Source organism: Stenotrophomonas maltophilia group sp. SKK55, from assembly GCF_057179845.1.
Genome location: NZ_JBXUHP010000018.1, coordinates 784773 through 809272 on the forward strand (window position 1 = coordinate 784773; position 24500 = coordinate 809272).

Below are 24500 nucleotides of genomic sequence, written 5' to 3' on the forward strand. Positions count from 1 at the left end.
CCCTTAGTTTGCGGGGACGGCGACGGGGGTCCCGTTGACCGTGACGGTGACCGAGGCGGCTCGCTGGCCGGGCTTGAGCTCCACGGATTTGCTCTGCCCCGGCAATACCCATCCCAACGCCCCTTCGCGCCATGCCGGCATGCCTTGAGGACCGACGGCGGTCAGGCGCGCAGCGGTCGAACCGGTGTTGGTCAGCAGAAGGCCGTCGGCGGTGAAGCGGGCCGTGAGCACCGGAGGACCGGCCTTGGCGTCTTCAAACCCCACCGGCAGGTTCTGGTGGATCAACAACTGCACTTGGCCCGCCGTGGACGGCTGGGGCAACTGGCGCAGCAGCACGCGGTAGTAGCCGGGGGCGCCGACGCTCTGGGTGCGGACCAACCGCACGGCCCGGCGGGACCCAGGTGGGATTTCGACAATGGACGGCGCCGCAAGCACGGTTGTAGCTGGGCTGGTCACGTCCTGCCCGCTGGGATCTTGGGACCAGTCCAGCACCGTCACCTGAAAGCGCTCGGGGCTGTCCCCGTGGTTTTCCAAGGTCAACGCGCCCGATTTTTCCCCAGCCGGCGCCACGATGCTCGTGGGAAACAACGACACATTTCCCGCCCACGCAGGCACGGCGAACAATGAGCACAACGAAACGGCCAACAAACGCTTCAACATCACTCCTCCAAACCGATCACCTCCTTTGATCCAACCAAAACATTCAAAGTTGTCAACCCACCCTCAAAAGAAAACCCCCGGAGATATCCGGGGGTTTGGTAGAAACCCTTTGAGGGTCAGTAAGTCAGGGTGACCGCAATGGTGTCGGAGAAGGTCCCGCCGGGCACCTTGTTCAAATCGTAGAAGGCATAACCGATGCCGATCATCTGCTGCTCACCGGTCCCCACGCCCTCCCAAGCATCGGCCCCACTGCCCCACACTTGGCTGGCACCAGGATCTTTGAAGAGGCCGTAGGCGACGAAGTTTCCGGCCCCATCGGACACGGCGCGGTGATTGGGACGAGCAATCGCGGCGCCGTAGTTCAACCCATCGCCGGGCACGATGCTGAAGGCGGTGCCTTGGTTGCAGCGAACCATCAACGCACCATTGGAATAGCCCTGCGTGCCGGACGCCAAGCCGTTGTATTCACCGCCGCCCAGCTGGGTCACGAGCATGCTGCACTCGTTGTTCACGGTCGCAGAAATCATCAAGTCTTCGGTGACGTCGGCGGCGGACGCCGAAGCGGCAGAAAACGCGGCCATCAAGGCCAGAGAAAAAGAAAGGGTCTTGCGCATGAAAAATCATCCTCGGATTTAGGGAAAGGGAAAGTGGCCCGGATTGGGCTTGCTTCACCAATACTCGATAAATCCATTTCCGCAAGAGGATCGGGCAACAAGATTTGGAGGCGCCAACCCAAGCGCTTGCACCGAAGGCACGAGTAAGCTAAAAAGCAACCGCCGGTCGCAGAAGCGTCGGTGTTGTGCCCGCATGCCAGTAGGCTCCGGGTGCCCGAGGTCCACCCAATGGGGGCGCGGGAATCTTTTTTTCGATTCCGGAGCCATCCATGACGACCAAGCGCCTCAAATCCATCCGCACATCCGCCTTCCATGCCCAGTCTGGCCGCTGCTTCTATTGCGGTCTGCCGATGTGGCTCGAAGCTCCATCAGAACTGGGACTGAAGTCCCGCAAGGCTCAAGCCTTTCAGTGCACCGCCGAACACCTGCTGGCCCAGCAAGACGGGGGCCGAGACGTGTCCGGGAACGTGGTGGCCGCACATGCCCGATGCAACCAGTGCAGGCATAAGCGGAAGGGGCCAGCCCCTTCCCCCGATGCTTTCCGCGCGCTCGTGATGAGGCGCGTCAACGCGGGGAAGTGGTGGCCCCAAAACCAGAAGTTCTGGCAACATCAGTCGACCCAGTAGGGGCGATGCCTTGCCCCACTGCAAGGAGGCTTTGATGTTGATTCGGGGGGCAGAACCCGTCAGTTGCTTTGGGCTAGCCGGCTGCGATGAGAACGCGGGCACCTATGCCCTGGGATGGTGCCTGGAGCAGTCCGCAGCGCTTCGTGCGGAGCTCTTCGGTGCCATGGGGCTTGATCCGTTGGCACAGGTGGCGCTTTCCAGCCAAGAGTTCGGCATGAAGGATCGCGGGTTCACTGATTTGGAGGTTCTTTCAGGCACGGCCTTTCATCTGGTGTTTGAAGCCAAGCGACACTGGCAGGTGGCCACGCATGCGCAACTTGCCCGGTATGTCCATCGCTTGGCCGACTCGAATGTGCAGCACAAGCGGCTCATCTCGGTCAGCGCGGCTCGGAAGGATTGGGCCGTTAGGCACCTTCCCGCGGACGTCAAGGGCATCCCCGTCGATCACCTCTCCTGGTCTGAAATCCGTGCCATGGCGAAGCGGGCTCATGCTGCGACCAGAAACCAAATCGAACGCTTGTGGCTGGACCAGCTCGCCTTGCACCTATCGGAATACGGAATGACCTCCAACGCGTTTGACTCGCTCGCCTATGTGGTTTCGCTAAGCCGAGACTTGATGCCCAGCTCTCAAGAGCTGACCTGGATCGATGTCGTCACCAAGCAGGGCAAGTATTTCCATCCCATCGGTGGCAATGGCTGGCCCACTGTCCCGCCGGCCTACATCGGCTTCCGCTACCTATCGCAGTTCCGAAGTGTCCACTTCATCGAGCGCGTAGACACGGTTGATCGGCTTCAGGACGTAGACCCGCATTGGCCGGAAACCCATTCTCCGCACTTCGTCTACACCCTTGGCCCCGCGATGCGTCCAGCGACGGTGTTGCCACTGGGGAACATTTACTACACCGCCCGGCACCGGGTCGCGTTGGATCTGCTTCTTAGCGGCAAAGCAGCCACGTATGAGGAGGCGGTTGCGCTCACCAAGGACCGCCAAGCCCAGCGAGGCGAGGCCTGACACCAGGCAAAAAAATAGGCCGGGGATGAGCCAGCAGAAGGATTCCGAGGAACAAGGGATGGGCAGAAGTATGCCCAGCCTCATTCGCAGTGGTAGAGACCCTTGGCCGAAATCCCGTCTGCCTCGATGTCAGGCGTGCGTGGGAAGCTTGACCAGTCCCATCCAGTCCGACTGCGCCGTGGAAGCGCTCGCCATCAGGGGCCCGTGCCCTGGGATGACCTTGAGCTGGTCCACGCCGGCCTGGTCTTGGGGGAAGAACGGGCCGTCTGGGCTGAATATGAAATGGTCTCCCTGCAGCGTGCCGCAGATTTGACAGTGGTTGGCCACGTAGGTCTGGTTGGCCGTCTGCGAGCAGTTGGGCTTGAGCCAGGGGGCCGCGGCCCTGACCCGGGCCATCGTGCCCACGTCCAGCTCGCTGACGTATTTCAGCAGCGATGGGCCGCCTTCCTCGGGATACTCCTCGTCCTCGTTGTCGAGGAACCCAGGCACCCAAATGGCGGTCACCACGATCGACTCCGAGCACTTCCAACAAGTGAACTTGCCCTGCAGCAGGGCGTAGCTGGTGGCCGTGATATTGAGATCGGTCATGGGGACTCGTCCACGTATGCACCGCGATCCCAGGAGCGGTAGCGCCAGGGCAACACTTCCTCCAAGAAGGTGACACGGGGGCTGGGGAGGTTCTTCAGCCCGCCGATGGCGGATTGAATGCCCTTGGCATTGGACTCTGGGACAAAGAGCCAGGGCCTGGCACTCCAATCCAGCGGCACACCGCTGTCCCGAGCCAGGGCTGCCCTGACCCCAGGCCAATGCTCGTCCCACGCCCGCAGACGGGCCAGCAGCGACGGCGCGCGTGCGGCGTAGGTGATTTCGCAGAGGTAGGCCGCCTGCTCCTTGAAGCTGACCGCGACGGCGTCGCAATACCAGTGCGGGCCGCTAGTATCCGGGTTCGCGCCTTCGTTGAGTTGGATGCAGCACTGGCTGTTGACGAACAGCGCTCGGTCGGCGCGCAGATAGTCCAGCACCACACCTTCGAAGTGATCCATCGCTATTTGGGCTCCATTGCGGTTCGCAGCTCTTCCAGCCGCTCGGCTATCTTGGCGCCGGAGAGCTTGCAGCCCCCAGCGCCGCAGACGTCTTTGACCATGACCAAGGAAATGACCGAGGCACGCAGGGGGTCTTTCTTGTTGCGCTCCAGCGCCTGCCATTCGTCTGGCAACGCAGTGAGCGCGGCCGGGGCTTCTTTGCCGGACAGGTATTGGAGGCAGTTTAACGGTGCCCAGGCCAGGCCGATCTCGTTGACCAGCAGGCTGCGCAGCTCGCGTTCGCCGGCCTTGCCTTCTGCCAGGTTCAGCACCGCGTGCGCGGCGACGATGGCCTTCTGCTGGGGGGACAACTTCGCGCTGGGCCAGTTTGTGGTGCGGACCATTTCCTTGCTCTCGACATTCTGGGCATTGCCAACCTAGACGCTCGCCGTATCGCAGCTTGAGACCTTAGCGGAGAACAGCCAACGGGAGGCTACGTGATCCGCCATGCGCTTCAGCCTTCGATCCATATCTAGGATTTCAACCAAGGCATCGCGGGCTCGTATAGCGGGCGATCAACGATCCGAGAATCAGCCCGTGCGATAAGCATCCCGTTTACATCCTTCGCCCGGGTCCATCCTTACCGCCCCCAAGCTCTCTCTTCATCTTGTCGCCCACGGCTCTGTCAAAAACTTGCGCGGCCTTGCTGTAGCGCCCCTTAGCCTGATTCACCAGCTTCCGCTTGAAAGGTGTAGGACTCTCCTTCGCGACCCTTTCAGCTTCTTCAAGCTCTTTTCCAGCCTTATCCATGCTTCCTTTAGCCAAGCGCACTCTGGCTTCAATCTTTCGTTGTTCGATCTCGTCTTCGGTCACACACCCTCCTTGCACTGTATGGTCAAGCGGCCTTCCGGTGTTCGTAATACGGGGGTGAACCCCACTCACACCTGATCATTTAGAGATCGCTGCTTTAAGTTGCTCGGTGATGCTGTTGCCCTTCTCGTCCCGCAGCTGGGCCATGAGGTAGACACCTCGGCCGTTGCTCTTAGCGGCCCATAGCTCGCCGATCATGCGCTTCTCCTTCTCGGAGTCCGCGGAGTAACGGTCACCACCCTTGTATTCAACGACGAGCAGTCGACCATCTTTAAGCCGCGCCACGAAGTCCGGGTAGGTGCGCTGCTTGGACGTCGGCATCCAGAACTGGCTCTTGTCCACCAAGTTGCGAACCCAGAACTCCACCTCATCCAGCTGGTCGATGGCCTGGGCACAGAGGAACTCCTCACCCACCTTGCCCCCAGCGGTCTTCCATTGAAGATCGCCCACGAGGGGGTAGTAGTGCTTGCGGAAGCGATACGTGCCGCCTTGGTAGTAGGCATGCGCCGGATACTGGGTCATGTCCGCCGGGTAGGTGAACATCGCACCGGGCTCGTCGCTGACCACGATGTCGGCGTCGGCACCGAACAGCGCTTGCTGGAAGCCTTCCTTGAGCGCCTCCGCCTTGGCGATCTGAAGCTGCTCGCCGAGCTTCCGTCGGAGCACGAACTGGCCATTGAGCAGTTGCGATAGCGAGAAGCCCCGATCTTCGGACAGCCCGCTGATGGACCGGCGCAACCACTCCCGCAGCACGGGCTGCTTGACCGCCGGATCGCGGATCTTCTGGTCCAGCCAGCCGACCAAGTCCGCTTGAGTGCGGTCCTTGGCAAAGCCCGGCAGGTAGGTATTCACGTCGTCGTCGATCTTGGTGTAGCTCACTTTCGAATCGACCAGGTCCACCTCAAAGGTCTGGCTGTCGACGTTGAACTTGAGGCTGGACAGGTCCGGCGGATAGGCCAGCAAGTCCCAGGTGAAGCCCGGCGGCGTGGCGCCGCTCTCCACGAACTCCAGCTCGCCCTGCTCCATGACCCCCAGCCGCGGCACGCTGAACACCGCGCCGTTCTGGCTAGGGGCTTTGACGGCCTTGGCGGCGATCTGGTGCCGCTGGATTGTAGCCGCCGCTTCCTCGCGCTCCTTGGTTGGCACAGCCTTGGTGATCGCTTCCACGGTGGACTCGTCCACCTCGCCCGTGATCTCCACCGAGCCGCCCTTGCCTTCCTCGTTCGGAGTGAAAACAACGCTGGTCTGGTCCCGAGCAGGGATACCAGTAAGATCCGGTTGTTTGCTCACGGCAATGGTGGTCTTGGGCGTCACGGGAACCGGATTGACCTTGCCGCCTCGCAAGTCCAAGCCGGGCCCAGGTGTGGGATCCGCCAGCACCGCGCCCACGGCCTCCAGCGGGTTGAACCCGATGTCGATGAGCGACTTGGTGAGCTCTGCGGCAGCCAGATTGAACGCCGCAGTGGTGACGTGCGCGTAGGCCTTGTTCATGGCCTCCTGCTTGCGGCGGGTGGCATACGGCATGCGCAGCACGCGGCCCAGCAGCTGCTGGATGTCCTTGTCGCTCTTGACCTGGGCCACCGAGCAAAAGACGTAGGCAAAGGAGCAATCCCACCCTTCCTTGAGCGCTTGCTTGGTGATGATGACCTCGATGGGGCAGTCCTTGGCGAACAGGTCCACCCCGTCGATCTCCCGCTGATCGCCCGTGGCGATGGCAATCGCCTTCTCGGGCACCTTCTCGTTGTCGATGAGGTGCTTCTTGACCTCCTCGACCGTGGCGGTGCCTTTGGCGTTTTCGGCTTGGATGAGCAGGATCGGCCGGATGTAGTCCGGCTCGCCCAGCGCGGTCTTGCCCAACTCGTTGCGGCGGGCCACAGCGCTGCCCACGGCGACTTCCCATTGCCCCACGTGCTCCTTGAGCACGACTGGGAACTTGATCATGTCCGCGCCCTTGAGCTCAAAGGCACTGACGCTGACCAGCACGTTGCTCTTACTGGCTTCCGGCGTGGCCGTGAGCTCCACCACGACCTTGGCACCAAGCCGCTCGTAGACCTGGTAGGACAAGGGCGTGTTGGCATTGTGGGCTTCGTCGGTGATGACCAACGGACCGTGAAGTTTCAGCAGATTGGCAAAGGACGCGATGGCCTTTCCCGCCTTGTTCTGCTCCAAGTAGGGCAAATCGGACACGCTGCCGGCGAAATGGGGCTCTAGGTCCTCGTGGTGCTCATAGACCTTGCGCCCCTCCTGGTTCTCCACGCGCAGCGCGGCCATCGTCGAAATGACCACGCAGACCTTGGTTCCCAGATCAGCGGGGCGGATGTGGGTGAAGTCCTCCACATCGAACACGGCGACCTTGCCCCCGAACGCCTCGTCCAGTTCTTGCCGGTAGGGGTGTCGGGGGTTTTTGAAGGCTTCCAGCGTCTGGGTCTTGATCTGGGTGGTGGGGACCATCCACATGACCAGCGGAAACTCGCGCTCGAGGTAGGCGTCACCTGCCGCCTGGATGATGTGTGCGCCCATGACGGTTTTGCCGCCGCCCGTCGGAATGCGCAGGCACACGTAGGGCGAGGCCTCCAGATGAGGCATGGGTTTGTATTGCGTGACCAGACCGGCATCCACGTTCTTCTCAAACGCGGATGCGGCGCCAGTCAGCCGGGCGTCTTCGAGGAACTGGGCCAGGCTGGACAGGGCCCGCTGCTGATACACCTTGAGGGAGAGAGCCATGCTTAGCGTGCCTTGATGTCGTAGGGGGTCTGTTTGAAGGTGATCTGGAGTTCTTCCAGACGCTCCTTTGGCAAGTCGCAGGACTCCCCGTAGATCACCTTGGGCCCGTCAAAGGGCTGCAGGCCTTTCAACACCCGCTTGGTCAGCACGTTGCCGCCGGTCTTGCTCTCATCGCCCAAAATGCCGTTGAACAGCAGGTAGTAGCCGATCCCATGGTGCTCACCCAGGAACGACTGCTTCGGGGCTCGAGTGGAGCGTGCGGCACCAGTCTCGGCGAACCAGACGTGGGCGGCCAGGTGCTCGAACTTGATGCCGTCGCGGATGTGACCCTCGTCATCGAACACGGGCACGCCGAGCTTGTAGAAGCGAAAGCCACCGCCACCTTTCCAACCGACTTCTTTCGAAATACCTGATTGCTCTCCTTCCACAACGGATACAAGCCTCGCTTGGCAATGGCTTCGCGCCTGGTCACCTCGCTCAATACCAACAAACCTGCGATTGAGCTTCAAAGCAACTGCTGCTGTCGTCCCGCTTCCAAGAAAACTATCGAGAACAAGGTCCCCAGGTTTAGTCGTTAACTCAATGCAACGACGCAGGAGCCGCTCGGGCTTTTTACCTTTCTTAAATGTCACGCCGCCCTCGCCAGCAATACCCTCCCACGAGATATCACTCCAGATATTCGTAAGCATTGAGGAGGCGACAGGCTCTCCATCAATCTCAACAACGTTCTTGCTGTAGAAAAGGATTTGCTGACCGTCCAAGATGTAGACCGTATCGAGCGATTCGCCCCGCTCCAGCTTTAGAACCTCACCAGGTCGACTGAGAGACTCTTTCTTTAGATCAACGATTGCCTGACCCGCACCGGAGTCGCTAATGGATGCTAAGCGGCAGACTTGGCTTGAGTTCTTCAGAACCCACTTGTCGAAGTGCTGGAGAATAGACTTAGGGTGTTTGATCCTTGCGTTCCGTGGCACCTCAGCGTATTTATCGGCAAGAGACGAAAACCTCCATTCACTCTCAGGCAAATCCCGGTTCTCCAGCCAAAGGTTGTAGGCATAGTCAACACCGCGTGGAATGCGGGCACTTACGTCTTCAAACTTCTCTTTGTTCTTGGCATACCAAAGAATGTATTCCGATGCTTTGAATACACCAGGATTGACAGTGCTAAATGCAGAAGGAGAGCGGGCAGCGATAGTTATCCTGTTGACGAAGTTGGACCGGCCAAAAATCTCATCCAGCATCACCTTCGCATAGTCAACCTCGTTATCGTCCAGATGAAGAAAAAGAGATCCCTTCTCTGAAACAAGCTCGTGGATGAGTTCGAGCCTGGCATACATCATTGACAACCAAATCGAATGCTCGAAGTTGTCGTCGTATTTCGGGAACATCGCTCCGGTATTGAACGGCGGGTCTATGTAGACGCAACCAACCTGGCCGGCGTAGTAAGGCAGCAACGCCTTCAACGCATCCAGGTTGTCGCCCTCGATCAGCATGTTGGGAGCGTCCACCTCCCCATAGGACAAGCTTGCCACCGGCTCCAAGAGTCGATAGGGCGTCAGGGCGGAGCGGGTCAGGTCCTCATCACGGTCGGACCAGTTGAGCAGTGGCATCGAATACATCCCCTCGAACAGGCTCCAAGTATCCTTCAACGGGTGCATTTGGGCCAATCCCTAAGGGACCATCCGGCTCTAAATCATTGATCGAAATGAGCTTTGCGAAATAAGAAACCGGCGGGGCTTTAGAGCCTGACGACGCATCGGCACTTGGGCCTGGAGATATGTCTCGGCTACTACGTGCTGAGGCCCGCATTCCTGCAGTAGCGATACACGGCCGAGCTGCTCACCCCGAGCTCCCGCGCCAACTGAGCCCGGCTGACCACCTTCAAGCGATCCCGAACTTGGTCCAGGGCCAGCCCCCGCAAGGTGCGGTGCTCCGGCCCTTTCAGGACGCGCCCCAACCAAAGGGCTTGGCGGTCCAGGCCGATGGTGGCCGGCGACACGCCCAAGCGCTGGGCCACCTCGACCGAGGTCAGCCCGGCTCGGACCAGCCGCTGCACCTGCTGGCGACGCTCAGCGAGCTCGCGGGCTTGGCGGTCCCGGAACGCCTGCCGTCCGGAGCCCGCCAGGCGGTGCCGCCGGACAAAGCGGTTCACGGCTTGGTGGGTGACGCCCAGGCGTTGGGCCAAGGCGCGCTGAGTCCCCCCTTCGTCCAGCCAGGATTGAACCTGGGCCGGGGAGCAGCCGCCGAGGAAGCCTTTGCGTGGAATCATGATGGAGTGGCCTGACGACGTCGCCCATCGCGCGGCGCTTTGAGACCTGCTCTTTTCATGTAAACAGATATAGACGACGCGCTGACCCCAAGATGCAGAGCCACAGCGTTGGCCGTCTGGAATCGGGCGAGCAGGATCTCGACCTCTGCTCGACTCAAGCCCGAGAGGGTCATTTTCTCCGCCGGTTTACGCATGCCCGGAAGCTTCAGCGGTTTGCGGTCGGTCGATGGTGTAGTGGCCTGGCGGCATCGCCCGTCCCGTGGCGCTTTGAGGCCGGCTCTCTTCATGTAAGAGGACACATGCGCCCCACTGGTTCCGAGATGCAACGCCACTGCCTTGATGGTCTGGAATCGAGCAAGAAGGGCCTCGATCTCTGCTCGACTCAAGCCCAAGAGGGTCATTTTCTCTGCCGGCAGACGCACACGCGGCAGCTTCAGCGCTTGGCGGTCGGCCGTTATGCACGCGTATGGCACGGCCAACTGTTGCGCCATTTCAGACACCGATAGGCCGGCCTCGCTCAACCGGCGCACCTCTTTGCGCCGAGCCAGAACAACCGCCTTCTTTCCGTTTTGCGGCATGTCCAGTTCGTATTTCTTGCAAAACAGGCTAACCGCTTGCTGCGTGACGCCGATCCGAGCCGCCACACGGGTGCGGGTGCCCAGTTCGTGGAGCAGGCTCAGCACTTCCTCAACCGAGTGCCCTGCAATGCTCCTCGGTTGTCGTTGGCAGACCGGCAACCGCAGTCCAAGGGCTTGAGCATCTTTCTGCAAGGTGTAAACAGCCACCCCGAGGAACCTTGCGATGTCCTTTCGTGCCATGCCGGCCTGAATGCAGGCGCGGACCGCATAGCGGCGTTGGCTCACATAAGCCCGGTAGCGCTCCGAGGGCATGGCATCCGCAGGATCCACACGCTGAGCGTGCTCGATTTGCTCCGCTTCGCCGTGTGCGTTGCGGTGCGCGGCCAGGGCGTCGTCCACGTCCATGCTGAAAGGCGTGTTGCGTTGGGCAGCGTCGTAGATGGCTTGGATCTCCGCAGGCATGGGGAGCAGCTCGATGCCGTCAGGCCCGGGAAGAACGCCTGGGGCAAACAAGGTGGACGGCTCGCGTGTCATCGGCCCACCCAGTAGCCCAGCCCCGCGCTAAGCAAGGTGGCCGCGTATAGAGCGGCGTCCTCAGCGCTGGAAATGTTGAGGGCCATTACCACCGCCCCGAATGCGAGCGTGAGGACGCAACCCGCGAAGATCCCCCCAAAAATCGCGAAATCCACGTAGAGCGATGCGTCGCGCTTCCCGGCGCAGAAAAGGGCCAGCGATTGCTTTACGGTCGGGTAAGTCAACGCGATCATAAAAGAGAGAAACGCCGCCGAGCAGAGAAACACAGCAAGGACCAGCATGGAAAGGACCAGCATCGTCAACGCACTCATCCGCGCGACCTCCCCTTGCCCCAGAAAAAGGCCAGCAGACAGAGCACCGCGACCGTGCCGAGGACAAACAGGCCTCCCCCGGTGGCGAGCTGGTGCCAGACGCTGAAGGTGGCTTGGGCCAAGAACGCGGCGATGACCACCATCCCAACTCCAAACAGCCCGCCATGGATCACGACGCGGCCGTGCGTGCGAGCGTCTCGCTCACCGCCCCTCACCCGTTGCCAGGCTGCCTTGGCGTCGGCAAAGCGCTTCAGCGTCCAGAGAGGGACCAGGACCATGAGGCCGAGCAGGGTCAGCAAAAGAATCGCGCTCACCATGGGCGGCCCCCCGGGTGACTTCTGAGAGGGCGCGCTTGGAAGGTGAGAGGTTGGCCCCACTGGCTGGGCTTGAGATTCCACGCCATTGGCAGGTGGTGCAGCTCGTGAGGTTGCGCAGGGGAGCAATCCATGCCGTCTAGAATGAGGTGACCGTAATGGTGGGCAATGCTTTTGAATGTGGCTCCCATTAGCGCCGCCCTTTGCCGGTCGTTGCCGCGTTGGCAGAGCGCACGCCCCAGCCCTTGGCTTGGCGCAACCGATCGATCTGGGCTGCTGCTTCGTGAGAAAGGCCCAGGTATCCGCTCTCGTCCATCAAAACGTGGCCTGGAGATTGCTTGAAGTCCTCGATGCTCAGCGCGGCATCGGGGCGCTTGCGGAAAAATGCGAGCCATTTCATCAGCGCTGCCCTCCAACGGCTACATTTTCTCTGCCCGCACCGATGACTACGGATACGGAAGCTGCCTCAAGCTCTGTAATCACTGGCTGCGCGGTCCCTTCGGAGCGGAGAAAAACTTGATCCCCCACCTCAAAAGCCCCCTGCTCGTCGCCCTGCATGTAGAACGGCAGAATGCGGCCAGCGATGCGCAGCGCACATACGCTGTCATCCACACCGTTGTTTCGCGTGTCGCGGCATGGGACGCGCTCATACGTCACTCGGAGCGTGTAGTAGCGCTGCGCCTCGTCAATCACCCACAGCGTGACGCTTTCGCGTGTTGCGGGGTTCTTCTTCAAGATTGAGTTGTAAGCCGCGTATGGGCCACGGCCCGGCGCTTCCATGGGTTCGAAGGACTGAACCCCGGTGGCGGTTTCCGTGGGGGACGCCTCCCAGGCGTGTGTGACCCTTACTGCGATGGTGTGCGGCGTGATCACGGTGGCATTCACCCCGACGGCAACGGCGACCGAATCGCTACGGGGCTCGGCGGCGCTGGCGGCAAGGGGGAGCAGGCTGGCAAGGGCCAGAGAAAGAATCAACGCGCGCATGAGGCCTCCTTTTTTGAATGGGTTGCACTACCCATAACAAACGGTTTGGTTTGCGCAAGGGGATCGGGAAAAGAAAAGGCGGCTTTCGCCGCCCTTTCCCTTGGCCTTAGAAGCGCGCTCGCAAGCGAGGGGCTTCCAGGGCTTGGCCGTCCTGCCCGTGGGCCTTCATGGCCGCACCGACCTGGCGCTGGGCGTCGGCCGCAAACCCGCCTTCCGGTGGCTTCCAAGCATTGGCAGCGGGAAGAAGCTCGTCCAAGAGCTTGGATCGGTTGTGGGCTCGCAGCTCGTTCTCAGCGTTGTTCAAGAACGACTTGGTCTCTCGGTTGCTCGCAAAATCGATGGGCTTCATGCCAGGCTCGTTTCGAAAGCCGTTGACATGGTTGTCAAAGCCTTGCTCGCCGACGAGCTTACACCCCTTGTCCCAGTCCGCCCCTGCGAACACCAGTTCTCGGCAGAGTTCCGTCTTTCCCTGCTTCGCCGCTTCATGGAGGACGCTGTAGCCGGCATAGTTGTTGTAGGCCCAGCCCTCGTCTCCGTCGATGTTGAACGTTCGGTTCCGACTGACCAGTTCTTCGTTGGGATCCACCTGCTCCAGCAGACGTTTGGCGTCGCCGGCCTCAACGAGGGCCACAATGTTGAGCACGCGGTCTTGCTCCTCCTTCGTCTCCTCCGCCTTTTCCGCGGCCTGCTCTTCCGCTTCGGCATCCCAATACCGATCCTCGTGGTAGTAATCGCGGGTCGCATAAGGGGTTTCCCCCCTGTCGTTCTCTACGTGGTGCTGGGGAACGCCTCGCCCCACCCCATCGACCAACTCTTTCATGGCGCGCTCGTCCGCGGTGTGAGCAGGAATGTTTCCCTCCATGTCTTTTGCGTCAACCTGGGCGCCGGCCAACACCAACGCCTGCACCATCTCCCCCGTTTTGACGTAATGAAGCGGGGTTCGGCCCAGCGCATCGGTGTCCCTCACACTGCCGCCCTGCCCCAACGCAGCGACAAGCTCGCTGGGCGTTTCGGCCAGGAAAATCGGGTCGGTCGCCGCATCGACGCGCTCACGCGGCGAAAAATCGTCTCGGTGGTTCCGAGCGTTTTCTCGATAAAGCACCGGATCATGTTTGAGCGCTGGCTCGCCACTGGAGTTCAGCAGGGAGGGATCGGCCTTGGCATCCAGCAAGCGCAGCACAACGCCTAGATCGCTGGCCAGGTGGAGCGGGGTGTCTCCCCCGTCCGCCCGCAGATTCACGTCGGCGCCGGCATCGACAAGCATGTGGATGTCGCCGTCAAGCCCTCGCTTCGCAGCGACATGCAGAGCGGATTGCCCTTGGCTCAGGGCATTGACATCCGCTCCGGCCTTCGCCAACAACGCCAAACCTTCCGCAGTAGGTTTTTCGGACCAAGCGGGTTCCCTTTGGTAGGTGCTCAACAGGCGATCAAAAGGCGAACGCCCTTGTTTGTCCAACGCGTGAACATCCGCCCCAGCCGAGATGAGCAGCTCCATCTGCCACGGTTCCTGACATTTATGCAAGGCGGAATCGCCGCGCGAGTCGCGATACCCTTTCACATCGGCGCCGTCTTCGATGGCCTGCCTCACCTCGTCCTCGAAGCGACCCTTCGTCTTCAGACCAGCAAAGGCCAGAGTGCTCCCCAACCGATCCGTTGCCTCATCGTTGAAGGGCACACTTTGAGGGCCCTCAACGGGCGAAAGGGTTGCCGGCTCCGCTGAAGCCACTGGCCGCTGGCTTGAATCGTCCAAGCGCTCCCGGACCGGGGGTTCAGGCGGCTCAGAAGGAGCCACGCCTGGAAGTTCCGTGTCCTTTTGACGGATGAAGGGTCGAAGTAGATTTGAAAAGACGTTGCCAGCCATGGTTCCTCCGCTTGATGAGTGATACCCATGTCTTAACAAAGAAAGGGGGATGCGCAAGGGTCTGCAAAGAGAAAAGGGGTGGCGTTCGCCACCCCTCTCAATCCAGCGCAAGAAGCTCAAGAAACAACATGGCGCCTAGTTAGTGATTTCTGAGGTCGGTTAACTAAGCATTCTTTCCACCCCGGCGACAGCAACCACCGGAAACCACCAAAACAGCAAGGATAACCACCCAACCACCCAACCACCCCCTAACCGCTCACCCTCAGAAAGTTATCAGTTAGAAGCAGAGGAATCGGACCTCAGCCGGGACTTCCCCCGACACATTCATTTCTAACTCGAAACCTCAAAAGGTCAACCCCCACCTGCGTTAAGCAACCTGGCGTTCCTTGCGTCGCGATGGAGACCTTCGGCCGGCTTCCGCCTCCCGCCCCTGCTCCGTGTCCTGCTCCTTCTTGACCTGCGGCAGCGGCTCGCGTTCAAACGTCGGGATGTCGAGGAAGGTCATGACCTTCTCCGCTTGGCTGGCTGCGCGGAACAGGGTCCTCGGGTCATCGGCCAGGGCTTTCATCCAAGACTGCAGGTAGCCGGCGTGCTGTTCTTCGTGTTCTTTCCCCAGCCCGATCCCGAGGCGCTCGGAAATGAAAAGGCTGGACAGCTCTGCCACCAGTTCCTCCTTGGCATACCCCTCCGTCCCGAATCGCCCGGTTAGATCGCGGCCGAGCCGGTGCTTGGCCCCGGTCCAATGGGCCAGTTCGTGGAGCACGGTTGACGCATAACTAATCGGGTCTTGAAAGCTGCCGGCTTTCGGAACGTGGATGCTGTCGGTAGCAACGGAGTAGAAGGCCCTGTTCCCGCCATCGTGATGAAGTTTTGGCTGGTGCTTGTCCAACAACTCCCGCAGACGCAAGTTGCGGATCGACTCGGGCATGATGAAGGGCGGCGGGGGCTCGGGCATGCCGTCCATTTGGCTGGCATTGAACACCGTGGCGACGAACACCGATGGCCCTTGGTATCCGCTCTTCTCTTCGCCTTCGATCAACGGCTCGGCACCGTCTTTGGCTTTGCCCGTCTTGCTGAAGTCCCAGTAGGTGATCTGCTGCCCCTTCTCGCCGCGCTTGACTTGGGCCCCAATGCTTTCTGCCTGCCGGTAGGTCAGCCAGCGATTGTCGTTGTAGCCATGGGCCATCTGCGCCCCGCGCAGGATCAGCGTGTTGGAGCCGCGATAGGACTTGCCCGAGGTTGGATTCCACGGCCCGTTGATCGAGCCGTTCTGCGGGGCGTCGGGGTCGTTCCAGGGCCGGCGCCAGGGGATGGTGCCCTGCTGCATGAGCGAAAGCATTCGCTCGGCAGTGGCTTCAATGAGATCAGAATACTTGGACATGGGGTGGTTGCCTCAAATCTTTTTCAACCTCCTGCGCCTCTCAACAGGTGGTTGTGGGTGGATGGGGTCAGAACTCGATATGAAGGGTCAGCGTCTTTCGGTGATACAACGCTCGTCGCACCAGCTCGGCGATTTCGTCCTCGCTGCGCAATCCCTGGTCGCCGTCTTTTCCCAGACGGACATGGAGACCAAACCCGCTCTGCACGAGCAAATATTGCGGGTCCGCTTCCGGTGTCTCTGGGCTCTCCAGATCGGCCGGGCTGATGGCCGATTCGGGGAACGCGTCGTCGGGGATGTGGTTGGGCGATGGCATGGGGGCTCCGTTTTGGTTTGGATACCCCTTTGCAATAGCGCAACGTCGCCGGTTGTAAAGGCCTGCCCCGGAAATGCCCGGCGTTGCTGGGTTAGCCGGCCTTCTTCTTTGCTGCCTCGGCCTTGCGCTGCTCCCGTGCCTGTCGCTCCCGGCGATCCTGCCTCTCCCATGCGGCGGCGTTCTTGGCTTGGCGCTCCCGTTCGGCGCGGCGTTCCGCCTGGACCTGCTCGTAGGGCGTATTGGTGAAGCCAAAGACGTCTCGGATGGCATCGGGCATGTCGGCGAAGTCCTGCTCGTCTTGCCGTTCGGCGGCGACGGCCAGTGCTTCGTTCTGGGCGTCGTTGGCCGCCTTGGCCTGCTCAGATTCGGCTTGACGGGCTTCTGGGGTCAGGGCCTCCAGCCGCTTGAGCTCCTGCTCTTGTGCGCGCTCGGCGTCGGTCTGCTCGCCCTTCCAGCAGCAGAGGTAGCAGTCCAACTGCTCGCCCTCTACGCGCCGGTTCGACGGGCGCCCCCGCAGGTGCCCGGCGGTCTTCAGGCCACGGGTGAACTGGCGCTGCGAGAGGATTTCCTCCGGTTCAAAGCCCTTCTTCTCGCACCAGGCCACATAGCGGGCATGGATGGCCTTGACGCTTTGCCATTGCTCACTGCCAGCGGCGGCACCGAACAGCACCCGGTCGGCGTGGGCCCAGGCGGCGATGGAATCGGCGTTGTGGATGACAGCCTGCTTGTAAGCACGTGCGGCCTCCGGGAGCTCGTGGTCGGCCATGAAGCGACCGCGGGCCACGACTCGGCGTGCGCCTTCGAGCATCCAATCGAGGAACAGCTGACCTTCTTCCTCCAGCAACTTACGACTGAAGTCCTCCACGCGGTCTTTTTCCGGAATGACGTTGGCCCACTCCACGATGGAAAGGCGTCGGGCGACGCCACCGGACTTGTCACGGTAGAACGGCGCGGAGTTGGAGCTGATGATCCACTTGGCCTTGGAGTGGTAGTTCAGAACGGAGAGGTGCTTGCGATTGATGCCGATGCCGTTGCCACTAACCAGCGTTTTGAATGTGCCTTCCTTCCACTTCTCGCACTCCACCTCATCCACCAGGATCAGCTGGCTGCCGAGGATGCCTTCGAGCGCAAACGTGTCTCCCAGAGTGGCCAGGTCCAAGCGAGCCACTTTGTTGTGGACGCCTTCCACGCACTCGGCCAGCGTGCTCTTGCCGCTGCCGGCGGCGCCGTGCCACCACGCTGCAATCTGGTAGGAACCGGGCAGCAAGGTCATCCCGCACTGCTCCTGCACCAAGGCGCGCACGCCTTCGTCCGGCAACGCATGGGCCAGGAACTTGCCCAGCAGGCTATCGGCCGGCACGGGGCTGGGGATGTAGCGCTGGCCGGGCGTGGCACCCGTGGCGATGTTCAGGGCGTGGGTCATGCCATAGCGCGGCCGGGGTTCCAACGCCTGGATGCTGTCGGCGGTGATTTCCAGGTAAGCGTCAGCGCAGGGGACCACCGCCCGCTTGGGTTCCAACTGCGGCAACGCGCTTTGCTGGCCTAGGCGGGTGCGGGCGTAGGCCCAGCAACTCGAAGCGAGCTTGTCGCTGGCCTTTGCGGGGATGTTGGCATCGAGCCAGTCGGACGCCAGGCCGTCGCCGAGGCCGCGGTGAACCAGCGCCCAGTGATTTGCACTCCAACGGTAGACCAGCGTCGATTGCGTCGCGGATTCGTCGCGGACGCTGGCCCAGAGGTGGCCGTCGAGCCCCAACTGGAGGTGGCGAGCGAACAAGAAGTCCAGGCTTTCCGGGCGCAGCTCGCCTTTGTTGAGCTTGGCTTGCTTGTGGCGATCCAAGGCCCGTTGTTCAACCTTGAGATTGCTGGCGTAATCCCGCCGGTTTTTCTCCCAGTGCTTTTCGATGAGAAAAGCAACCTCAGGGGGGTTGACGACCGACGGATCTTGAGGGAGATTGTTCGTAGACATTGTAGTTCGGCTCCAACGACTCCCCGCCCGGCAAGGCGGGGTTTCGCGTTTGTGGGGTTAGGCGACGTGCGGCAACGCGTTGTCGAGGATCCGGCGCAGCTTCTCGCTGGGAGAAATCCCCGACCGCTTGGCTTCGGCTTTCAGCCGCTCAATCAACGCCCTTTCCATGCGGGCATTGAAAGGGTCTTTGCGTGGGGTTTGGTTCTGCTGCGTGCTCATGGGTTCTCCGTGTTGCATCCGTAATACATTCAAGAAAGCAGGTTTCTTGAAACCGTCAAGCCCCTTCCCCAGAAATATTTTTTAGCTGCTGGTTAACTTTTCTGCTGGTTTTCTGTTTTTTCTTAAACCAGCAGACAAACCAGCAACTAAAAACCTTCCAAGTGATTGTTTAATCTCGTTTTTGTTCAAAAAATAAGCTAACTGCTGGTTTGCTGGTTAAAAAAACAGGTTTACGCTACGCGCCAACGTCTCATTTGGTCGAGAGATTTTCACTTATTCTTAACATTTTACAGTTGCAGAGAAAAAGTGAAAAAAATTAACCAGCAAACCAGCAGGAGCCTTCAAAGCCTTACGTGACAAGGGTTTTGCTGCTGGTTTGGCTGCTGGTTAACGGTTTTGGGGTTAACCAGCAGGAGCGTTAACCAGCAGTCTTTCCTAACAAGCCGATACGGTTGGATTATTTTTCGTATGGAATGGCTTTCAGGAAAGCGGGGTAACAAGCACTTGTTACCCGGTTTCTGCGGGTTGAAGAGCAAAAGCAAAAGCGGCTTGGAGCAAGAGCCGGCGGCTGCTCGCCGCCGAGTCTTGGAGAGGGGAAAGGCGGGCCTCCGGCCTACTCGTAGTTGAAGGAGTGGGACCAGAACCCGCATCGCCTAGGGTCGGCCAACTCGTCCCCTTCTGCCTGCCCCTCTCCTTCCGTCTGCTTTTTTCCTCGGACCAGCTCGTTTCCCACCGTCACTTTGACTTCCCTAAGCGGCAGGGAATGAAAGGTCTGGTTCATGTGAATCTGCAAAGCTGTCATCGCTGCGCACAAGGGATCAATGTCTCCCGCGCGAACCCGGATTTCATTGCTTGAAATGAGGTTGAGGCGACTCCGGATCGCGGCCAGGGCCAGTGAGCCGGCACCACAACAACAGTCATAGACGTTACCCACGCTGGCACTGGGGTGCCGCCAGGTGAGGTTGGTGGCAAGGGCTTGAACCAGATCGAGAAGATCGCCGGGAGTGAAAGACTGCCCCAGCCCTTCCCCGCCCTTCCTGGCCAGCAGCTCGGCATGGACCTGCCCAAGAATGTCTTCAAACGGCCTGCTTGCAGCGACAGCGTCGAAGTAAGCGGTGATGGCCGCCCCCACCTCGGCCACTGCGACGGCTCTTTCTTGCAAGGGGGTAAATGCAAGCACTTTGGGGTCGATGTGAGCCACCAGCTTCACGTGGTAAATCCCGAGTGACATCAGCGCGTGCTGAACAAACGTTTCGACTGCAACCCGCGGATTCCACGGTTTGCCATCGGTGGAAGGGATGGCGCGAATGGCCTTCACCAGGTTGGCGACCTCATTCATCGTTGGCCGCCCCCATGTCAGCATCCAACACCCAACTCACACGCGCGAAATCCAGCTCCAAGTAACACCCGCGGATCTGCGCCTCCCTGACCGCCCGCTTCAAGCGACGGGCACCCTCCTCGCCGTAGGCAATCCACGCAGGGCCAGCAGGGGGCGCGTCACCTACGTCTCCGTTGGCCCGGTGGAACTTCAGGCGGCCCTCCTGGAAAACCACCGCGCTGATGTTGGGATGGTTGAGCACGAAGCGCTGAAACCACTTGGTTTCCGTCCTCGCAAACACCAGGGCGATGCCACCGCCCGGGTGGTTGGCCATCTTCTCCATCCAGGCCTCTTGCCCCCGGCCGAACGGCGGGTTCATGAAAACGAAGGCATCCGCCGGCCATTCCGACGCCAGGCCGTCATCGCTGGGCTTGAGCATCCGAGCCGCGGTGGGCCACGGCATCCCGTTCTCGGGCGTTGCCGGATCCAGGTCGAAGGGCCCCAGGCCAGTGTAGCCTTCCTTCGGGCTGCCCCAAATGAGCTCCGGCGGGGTGAGCCAGGTGTCCGTGCTTTGTGCTGCGGGCAGGCGGTCGTAACCGACCATGGCGGACGCGAGCTTGGTGGCGCGAGGGGCCGAGGTGTTCTTGCGCTGCTTCGGCAGGGACAGCGCGCTGGGGTCGAAGGGGTGAGCAGCAGCGTTCATGGGAAATCTCCAGGGTTGAGGGGTTTTTGGGCAAAGCTCCGCCAGCACGGCTGGTCTGCCGCGTTTCGCGAAAAGGGTTGAGGGGGTTGGGCCGGCCCGGGTTACCGCTGCGCTGCTGGCTTAGCCGTTGGCGGCGTCGGCCACGTCCAGGAAGCTGTCCAGCGTTGCCAGCTGCAGGGTAAGCACCTGGCCGGGGTGGAGGCCGCGCATGTCGAGGTTGGGCACGATGACCGACGTGCTGGTGTCAGCGGCGAGCTGGGCCAGGGCCTGGGGGGTCAGGGTGGAGAAGTGGGTCGAGAGCGAGGGGTCGAGCGAGAGGATGAGCGGCTGCATGGCGGTGTCTGCGTCATTGACTTGGTGGCGCCAGCCTATCGATCAGGACATGGGAATCGGGCCCGAAAGGGGCGCTTGCCCCTTTCCCGTGCGGACACAAAAAAGCCCCAAGGGCGACCTGGGGCTTGAGCGGGTGAACAAGGCTGCGGCGGAAGCCGCGGCCTCCCTGCCTTTTCTCCCAAGACCGAGCCGGCGGGTAGCCGGCGAGAAATGCTCCAGCCTCCGGTCAGAACGGGCACGGCTTGCGAGCCTGACCTGTGGCAGCCGGCAGGGTCAAATCGAACAACGCCTCGCGAACCTCGGACTGAAGCATCTGCACGTCGCGCTCCTCCTCCCCCCACATGTCCAGCATTGCCGCCTGGACGGCTTGGGCGGTTGGGCTTTCCTCTTGAGCAACCGCCTCACGGGCTTTTCGGATGTCTTGCTCCACCCGGGCTAGGAGCTGGGCCAGCTCGCCCTGGGCGCTTTCCAGCAGCTCCTTGTAGCGTCCCGCGCAATCCTTTTTCAGCGCCTCGTCCGCCCAGGGCAGCGTGAACGCTTCGGGCAGCGTGGCTTCCTTGTGCATGAACATCACCACGCCCCGCTCGTCCTGCTGGAGCGCCCCACGCGCGCCACGCAGCAGCGCTGCAAGTGCAACCCTCTCCTCTTCACTGAGGTGGGAAAGGTCCAGCGTTGACACCTTGCCGTCCACCAGCCCCAGGCGGATCTGGGTTTTTTTGACCACTTGGAACGTCGCCGCTGGCCTTTTGACGGTTGCCCCAAGCAAGTCCTCATCGCGCCGAGACTCACGCCAGCGGCGAACCTTGGGGGCGCCCCTCACCCCTTCTGCCCATTCCAGAAGTCGGGGCAGGCCAATGGCCGCATGCTTGCCATCGTCTGCAAGCAACGGACCTGTTTCGCTGTCCATCGTTGCGAGAACCCGGAAAACCTTTTGGTTGATTCCCAGAAGTCCAGCGGCCTGCGCCGATGTCCACGGCGGGCTCAACTCCACCTTCGTTTTCGCCTTGGCCGCTTTCGCCTCTTGGTCAATGTCGTTCTTCAGACGCTTCCAGGAGACGCCCTCGCCGGCCAGGAACGCCGGGTGCTTTTGGCCCCAGGTTTTTCTGTAGCGTTTTAACAGCTGTGTTTCCGCTTCCTGCTTGGAATCAAGGGACATGGGTTTGCCGCACGGGTGGAATGACGATGGTAGCCGGTCAGAACCGGAACGGTGTGCGAGTGATTGGGTCCGCCGCGGGCGGCAGGCCGTCGTCCAAGCCTTGCGCACGGGCTTGGTTCCGGACCGCCCTCCACGCCGCCTGGAACGCGGATTGTGCCGCCTCCATTGCGTCATCGAATGGCTCGCGCGCCGCGACGCTGGTCCAAGGCTCCAGCAGCGCCTCGGCCAGGGGGGCCTCCCAGAGTTCGCCCTCGGCCAGGGCGCGATCCAGGGTGTCCTCGTCCACGGTGAGCACGTGCCCGGCAATGAGCCCTCCCACCACCGCCCATGGGTGGGGAATGGCCCAACCTTCATGGCACGTGATCAACGCAGCAAAGCGCCCGGCGTTCTTGCGCAGCTTTTCCAATGCCACCTTGGCCTCGTGGATCTGCCGCTCCAGCTCCAGCTCTCGCTGCTGTTGGCTCAAGCGCTCCAGCTCAGCGGTCAGCCGACGCTCTTTCGCTGACCTGCCCTGACGCCCATCCTTCCAAGCCACCAGTTCGTCGTAGTCGTATTTCACACGCTGGTTGGGGCCATTGACGGCGCTGCCGGTGGCCTTCTGAAAGCGGGGCCCGGTGGGCGGGGTGCGTCGCCTCCACTCGCCCAGCGTGTCGGCATGGATGCCCAAGAACCACGCGGCGGCCTTGGCGGACACCAACCCGCCTCCAGCGCTCTTCGCCCGGGCCAACTCTGCGTTCCAAGAGGCTTCCGCTTTGGCTTGGAACGCCTCTTCTGTGCGAACGGGCTCAATCCTCGTCATCGAGCGCCACCTTCTGGTTGCGTGCTGCAAAAATCGTCACTGGCGGGTCGTTGACCTCATCCAGCCGCGGCTTGTCCGTGCCCTTCCAGCGGTTCCAGACCCGGGGACTGCTCGCCATCATGTGCTCTTCCACCACGGCAAACGCTTGACGCAGGACCGACCACTCCTGCTCGGTGTAGATCGCGTCGGTGGCCGCGGAATCCTTGTCCTTGATCCGGTGGTGAAGCATCTGCGACACGACCCGGGCCTTGGTGCCGTGAATCCGTTCGGCATAGCGCCCCAAAGTGCGACGCAAGTCGTGGGGGGTCAGGCCGATGTCCACCTCCTCGCGCAAATCGATCAGCCCAGCGTCGCGACGCACGTTGGCGATGATGGATTTGCTGTCGGAGTAATGACCCGTTTTGCTGCGCCCGGACCTTGCCGGAAAGACGAACCGGGTTCGATCCAACGCGTGCTCAGCGTCAGCCACCGCCGCCTCCAAGGCGTCGATCAGTCCCCGTTGTCCACCCCGTTTGCTCGCGGCGCTCAGCGCGGCCTTGGCGGCCTCCAATCCCTGCTTGGCCCCCGTATCGTCCACGCGCTCGCTGAAGCGCCGCCGCAGGACGCGCTCGGCAAAGTAGGTGACGGGCAAGAACCGCTGCTCTTTGTTCTTGGTCTCGAAAAGGTAGACCTGGCTGCCCGCCCGCTTGGTGGTCGGGTTGATGTCCTCAGGACCCGCCAGCCAGACCCAGGACACCATTTCCTGCGACAACTCTCCGGCGGTGCAGCGGTCATACCACCGCAACGGGGCCGCCTCGCTGCGCCGTGTCCCCCAAAGCAAAGTCAGCAGCAGGTAGTCCGCCCCGGCCGCGTTGCGCCCGCCTTGTTCGTCCCGCCGTGCTGCAATGGCTTTGAGGACCTTGGGCAGGGTTTTGTCGTTCAGGGGATTGCGAACCTCGGCCCGGCTGTAATGGTTTCGCAGCTCGTGTGCTTCTCGGAGCATGTCCCGGGTATGGATGACCACCAGCGGGTTGTAGAACTGGCGTTGGGGCCGGCCAAAGCGATGATCGCGGGCTCTTTCCTCTTCGATGAGGAAGTCGACCGCTCGCCTGGCATCTGAAAACGTGTGTTCCGTTGAACTCAACCCTGCAGCTCGCACACGCTGGATGTATTTGCCGGTGATGCCCAACGCTTCCAGCTGGGACACGGTGAGCTTCGCCCAATCCGCCACCTCCGCCAGCTTCTTGCTCATGTCCCGCGGGATGCGATTGGACAGTTGCATGGAACTGATCCGGCAAGCATCAAAGGCCTGTTGGATGACCTCCAAGTGGAGCTCGTTCAAGGATTTATCCGCCAACCCAACCGCGGGGCGCAAAAGGCGGGCCAAACTGTCCCGCACCGCGTCCACGCTGGCCGGCTTGATCTTCTTGTTCTTTGCGCGGGCGTCCAGGTGGGCGATGTAACGCTCCAATGCCTCGCGCAAGGTCAGATCCCCGAACTCCTTTTCCGATTCCCTCTCCAGCGACTCCAGCAACTGCTGGCGCTTGACGTGGACGGGGTTCTTTCCCGTTTCTTTGAGCAGCGCCAAGTGCTCCCTGCACGCGTCCCTGGCCTCGTCCAGCCCCATGTCGCTCACGTTGCCCAAGGTAAAGCGGATCGGCGTGCCCGTGGGCCCGCGCTTCTGGCCCACGTAGGTGGTCATCGTGGAGCCGACCCGGAAGCCGAACCCCGTGGGAGCGCCTGGTCCACCGTCGAGCACCACGTAGGGTTTGGCTTCCGGGCGGGGGACCAAGCGAACCTTTCCCTGCGCATCCAAGGCCGGGCCTTTGTTGACCGACAACGCCAGCACCTGGGCGTAGGTCAAACTAAACTTGAGTGAACCGGACCTATTGCTCGACGCTGGACTTTTCAACGCATGCCCCTCTGGATGCCAGAGTTGCTACAGTAGCGCACG

At 61.4% G+C, this 24500-nt stretch carries 27 protein-coding genes; 2 read left to right on the forward strand and 25 right to left on the reverse strand.

The window, feature by feature from the left end:
- Positions 1–3: 3 nt before the first annotated feature.
- Positions 4–660 carry a fimbria/pilus periplasmic chaperone gene (locus tag AC2A1N_RS12680; protein WP_197624142.1) on the reverse strand — a complete coding sequence of 219 codons (657 nt, stop codon included), beginning with the start codon at positions 658–660 and terminating at the stop codon, positions 4–6.
- A 116-nt stretch (positions 661–776) separates the two neighbouring features.
- The gene (locus tag AC2A1N_RS12685) at positions 777–1274 is read right to left on the reverse strand and encodes a Csu type fimbrial protein (protein ID WP_080264260.1); all 498 of its coding nucleotides are present in this window, start codon (positions 1272–1274) and stop codon (positions 777–779) included.
- A 269-nt stretch (positions 1275–1543) separates the two neighbouring features.
- Between AC2A1N_RS12685 and AC2A1N_RS12690 the strand changes: the two genes are divergently transcribed.
- Both AC2A1N_RS12690 and AC2A1N_RS12695 read left to right on the forward strand, forming a co-directional pair.
- Positions 1544–1900 carry an HNH endonuclease gene (locus AC2A1N_RS12690; RefSeq protein ID WP_032960326.1) on the forward strand — a complete coding sequence of 119 codons (357 nt, stop codon included), beginning with the start codon at positions 1544–1546 and terminating at the stop codon, positions 1898–1900.
- Positions 1901–1934: 34 nt separating this feature from the next.
- Entirely contained in the window at positions 1935–2912 is a 978-nt protein-coding gene (locus AC2A1N_RS12695) for a hypothetical protein (protein ID WP_033833389.1), read from the forward strand.
- A 129-nt stretch (positions 2913–3041) separates the two neighbouring features.
- Here AC2A1N_RS12695 and AC2A1N_RS12700 read toward each other — a convergent pair whose 3' ends face one another.
- The 23 genes from AC2A1N_RS12700 to AC2A1N_RS12810 form a co-directional block, all read right to left on the reverse strand.
- A complete protein-coding gene (locus tag AC2A1N_RS12700; RefSeq protein ID WP_033833388.1) occupies positions 3042–3500 on the reverse strand; it encodes a hypothetical protein in 459 nt (152 codons plus the stop codon).
- Positions 3497–3955: a hypothetical protein gene (locus AC2A1N_RS12705; RefSeq protein ID WP_032960331.1), complete on the reverse strand. Its 459-nt coding sequence runs from the start codon at positions 3953–3955 to the stop codon at positions 3497–3499. The genes AC2A1N_RS12700 and AC2A1N_RS12705 overlap by 4 nt, the downstream gene beginning before the upstream one ends.
- Before the next feature lie 2 nt (positions 3956–3957).
- Positions 3958–4338 carry a hypothetical protein gene (locus AC2A1N_RS12710; protein ID WP_033833387.1) on the reverse strand — a complete coding sequence of 127 codons (381 nt, stop codon included), beginning with the start codon at positions 4336–4338 and terminating at the stop codon, positions 3958–3960.
- A gap of 211 nt (positions 4339–4549) precedes the next feature.
- Positions 4550–4807, reverse strand: coding sequence for a hypothetical protein (locus AC2A1N_RS12715; RefSeq protein WP_032960334.1), 258 nt, complete (start codon positions 4805–4807; stop codon positions 4550–4552).
- Between the two features lie 75 nt (positions 4808–4882).
- A complete protein-coding gene (locus AC2A1N_RS12720) occupies positions 4883–7528 on the reverse strand; it encodes a DEAD/DEAH box helicase (RefSeq protein ID WP_033833386.1) in 2646 nt (881 codons plus the stop codon).
- A 2-nt stretch (positions 7529–7530) separates the two neighbouring features.
- On the reverse strand, positions 7531–9186 hold the full coding sequence (locus tag AC2A1N_RS12725) for a site-specific DNA-methyltransferase (protein WP_197585577.1): 1656 nt from the start codon (positions 9184–9186) through the stop codon (positions 7531–7533).
- 131 nt (positions 9187–9317) lie between these two features.
- Positions 9318–9797 carry a hypothetical protein gene (locus AC2A1N_RS12730; protein WP_197624136.1) on the reverse strand — a complete coding sequence of 160 codons (480 nt, stop codon included), beginning with the start codon at positions 9795–9797 and terminating at the stop codon, positions 9318–9320.
- On the reverse strand, positions 9794–10837 hold the full coding sequence (locus AC2A1N_RS12735) for a hypothetical protein (RefSeq protein WP_157806597.1): 1044 nt from the start codon (positions 10835–10837) through the stop codon (positions 9794–9796). Before AC2A1N_RS12735 ends, AC2A1N_RS12730 begins: the two co-directional genes overlap by 4 nt.
- A gap of 68 nt (positions 10838–10905) precedes the next feature.
- Positions 10906–11220: a hypothetical protein gene (locus tag AC2A1N_RS12740; RefSeq protein ID WP_024957519.1), complete on the reverse strand. Its 315-nt coding sequence runs from the start codon at positions 11218–11220 to the stop codon at positions 10906–10908.
- Positions 11217–11537 carry a hypothetical protein gene (locus AC2A1N_RS12745; RefSeq protein WP_040008455.1) on the reverse strand — a complete coding sequence of 107 codons (321 nt, stop codon included), beginning with the start codon at positions 11535–11537 and terminating at the stop codon, positions 11217–11219. The genes AC2A1N_RS12740 and AC2A1N_RS12745 overlap by 4 nt, the downstream gene beginning before the upstream one ends.
- Before the next feature lie 187 nt (positions 11538–11724).
- Positions 11725–11934, reverse strand: coding sequence for a hypothetical protein (locus AC2A1N_RS12750; RefSeq protein WP_008266166.1), 210 nt, complete (start codon positions 11932–11934; stop codon positions 11725–11727).
- Positions 11934–12518 carry a hypothetical protein gene (locus AC2A1N_RS12755; protein ID WP_024957517.1) on the reverse strand — a complete coding sequence of 195 codons (585 nt, stop codon included), beginning with the start codon at positions 12516–12518 and terminating at the stop codon, positions 11934–11936. Before AC2A1N_RS12755 ends, AC2A1N_RS12750 begins: the two co-directional genes overlap by 1 nt.
- A 106-nt stretch (positions 12519–12624) precedes the next feature.
- On the reverse strand, positions 12625–14379 hold the full coding sequence (locus AC2A1N_RS12760; RefSeq protein WP_197624133.1) for an ankyrin repeat domain-containing protein: 1755 nt from the start codon (positions 14377–14379) through the stop codon (positions 12625–12627).
- Positions 14380–14746: 367 nt separating this feature from the next.
- Positions 14747–15760, reverse strand: coding sequence for an ArdC family protein (locus tag AC2A1N_RS12765; protein WP_049451931.1), 1014 nt, complete (start codon positions 15758–15760; stop codon positions 14747–14749).
- 67 nt (positions 15761–15827) lie between these two features.
- Entirely contained in the window at positions 15828–16073 is a 246-nt protein-coding gene (locus AC2A1N_RS12770; RefSeq protein ID WP_032960353.1) for a hypothetical protein, read from the reverse strand.
- Positions 16074–16164: 91 nt separating this feature from the next.
- Positions 16165–18039 (reverse strand): DUF5906 domain-containing protein, encoded by a 1875-nt coding sequence (locus AC2A1N_RS12775; protein WP_141098023.1) that lies wholly within the window; start codon positions 18037–18039, stop codon positions 16165–16167.
- 57 nt (positions 18040–18096) lie between these two features.
- A complete protein-coding gene (locus AC2A1N_RS12780) occupies positions 18097–18258 on the reverse strand; it encodes a DUF3450 domain-containing protein (RefSeq protein WP_136191690.1) in 162 nt (53 codons plus the stop codon).
- 613 nt (positions 18259–18871) lie between these two features.
- On the reverse strand, positions 18872–19597 hold the full coding sequence (locus tag AC2A1N_RS12785) for an N-6 DNA methylase (RefSeq protein WP_033833383.1): 726 nt from the start codon (positions 19595–19597) through the stop codon (positions 18872–18874).
- Entirely contained in the window at positions 19590–20279 is a 690-nt protein-coding gene (locus AC2A1N_RS12790) for a DNA N-6-adenine-methyltransferase (protein ID WP_484372422.1), read from the reverse strand. The genes AC2A1N_RS12785 and AC2A1N_RS12790 overlap by 8 nt, the downstream gene beginning before the upstream one ends.
- A 120-nt stretch (positions 20280–20399) precedes the next feature.
- Positions 20400–20612 carry a hypothetical protein gene (locus tag AC2A1N_RS12795; RefSeq protein WP_032960356.1) on the reverse strand — a complete coding sequence of 71 codons (213 nt, stop codon included), beginning with the start codon at positions 20610–20612 and terminating at the stop codon, positions 20400–20402.
- 226 nt (positions 20613–20838) lie between these two features.
- Positions 20839–21768, reverse strand: coding sequence for a hypothetical protein (locus tag AC2A1N_RS12800; protein WP_032960358.1), 930 nt, complete (start codon positions 21766–21768; stop codon positions 20839–20841).
- 37 nt (positions 21769–21805) lie between these two features.
- Positions 21806–22462 carry a nucleotide-binding protein gene (locus tag AC2A1N_RS12805; protein ID WP_229295620.1) on the reverse strand — a complete coding sequence of 219 codons (657 nt, stop codon included), beginning with the start codon at positions 22460–22462 and terminating at the stop codon, positions 21806–21808.
- Between the two features lie 91 nt (positions 22463–22553).
- Positions 22554–24410, reverse strand: coding sequence for an integrase arm-type DNA-binding domain-containing protein (locus AC2A1N_RS12810; RefSeq protein WP_229295619.1), 1857 nt, complete (start codon positions 24408–24410; stop codon positions 22554–22556).
- Positions 24411–24500 lie beyond the last annotated feature (90 nt).

Coding starts and splice junctions, on each gene's coding strand:
- AC2A1N_RS12685 (WP_080264260.1), bottom strand. CDS start 1,274: ATGCGCAAGACCCTTTCTTTTTCTCTGGCCTTGATGGCCGCGTTTTCT.
- AC2A1N_RS12695 (WP_033833389.1), top strand. CDS start 1,935: ATGTTGATTCGGGGGGCAGAACCCGTCAGTTGCTTTGGGCTAGCCGGC.
- AC2A1N_RS12790 (WP_484372422.1), bottom strand. CDS start 20,279: ATGAACGCTGCTGCTCACCCCTTCGACCCCAGCGCGCTGTCCCTGCCG.
- AC2A1N_RS12735 (WP_157806597.1), bottom strand. CDS start 10,837: ATGCCTGCGGAGATCCAAGCCATCTACGACGCTGCCCAACGCAACACG.
- AC2A1N_RS12780 (WP_136191690.1), bottom strand. CDS start 18,258: ATGAGCACGCAGCAGAACCAAACCCCACGCAAAGACCCTTTCAATGCC.
- AC2A1N_RS12680 (WP_197624142.1), bottom strand. CDS start 660: ATGTTGAAGCGTTTGTTGGCCGTTTCGTTGTGCTCATTGTTCGCCGTG.
- AC2A1N_RS12795 (WP_032960356.1), bottom strand. CDS start 20,612: ATGCAGCCGCTCATCCTCTCGCTCGACCCCTCGCTCTCGACCCACTTC.
- AC2A1N_RS12720 (WP_033833386.1), bottom strand. CDS start 7,528: ATGGCTCTCTCCCTCAAGGTGTATCAGCAGCGGGCCCTGTCCAGCCTG.
- AC2A1N_RS12760 (WP_197624133.1), bottom strand. CDS start 14,379: ATGGCTGGCAACGTCTTTTCAAATCTACTTCGACCCTTCATCCGTCAA.
- AC2A1N_RS12770 (WP_032960353.1), bottom strand. CDS start 16,073: ATGCCATCGCCCAACCACATCCCCGACGACGCGTTCCCCGAATCGGCC.
- AC2A1N_RS12730 (WP_197624136.1), bottom strand. CDS start 9,797: ATGATTCCACGCAAAGGCTTCCTCGGCGGCTGCTCCCCGGCCCAGGTT.
- AC2A1N_RS12785 (WP_033833383.1), bottom strand. CDS start 19,597: ATGAATGAGGTCGCCAACCTGGTGAAGGCCATTCGCGCCATCCCTTCC.
- AC2A1N_RS12690 (WP_032960326.1), top strand. CDS start 1,544: ATGACGACCAAGCGCCTCAAATCCATCCGCACATCCGCCTTCCATGCC.
- AC2A1N_RS12765 (WP_049451931.1), bottom strand. CDS start 15,760: ATGTCCAAGTATTCTGATCTCATTGAAGCCACTGCCGAGCGAATGCTT.
- AC2A1N_RS12800 (WP_032960358.1), bottom strand. CDS start 21,768: ATGTCCCTTGATTCCAAGCAGGAAGCGGAAACACAGCTGTTAAAACGC.
- AC2A1N_RS12755 (WP_024957517.1), bottom strand. CDS start 12,518: ATGCGCGCGTTGATTCTTTCTCTGGCCCTTGCCAGCCTGCTCCCCCTT.
- AC2A1N_RS12710 (WP_033833387.1), bottom strand. CDS start 4,338: ATGGTCCGCACCACAAACTGGCCCAGCGCGAAGTTGTCCCCCCAGCAG.
- AC2A1N_RS12740 (WP_024957519.1), bottom strand. CDS start 11,220: ATGAGTGCGTTGACGATGCTGGTCCTTTCCATGCTGGTCCTTGCTGTG.
- AC2A1N_RS12775 (WP_141098023.1), bottom strand. CDS start 18,039: ATGTCTACGAACAATCTCCCTCAAGATCCGTCGGTCGTCAACCCCCCT.
- AC2A1N_RS12725 (WP_197585577.1), bottom strand. CDS start 9,186: ATGCACCCGTTGAAGGATACTTGGAGCCTGTTCGAGGGGATGTATTCG.
- AC2A1N_RS12705 (WP_032960331.1), bottom strand. CDS start 3,955: ATGGATCACTTCGAAGGTGTGGTGCTGGACTATCTGCGCGCCGACCGA.
- AC2A1N_RS12700 (WP_033833388.1), bottom strand. CDS start 3,500: ATGACCGATCTCAATATCACGGCCACCAGCTACGCCCTGCTGCAGGGC.
- AC2A1N_RS12750 (WP_008266166.1), bottom strand. CDS start 11,934: ATGAAATGGCTCGCATTTTTCCGCAAGCGCCCCGATGCCGCGCTGAGC.
- AC2A1N_RS12745 (WP_040008455.1), bottom strand. CDS start 11,537: ATGGTGAGCGCGATTCTTTTGCTGACCCTGCTCGGCCTCATGGTCCTG.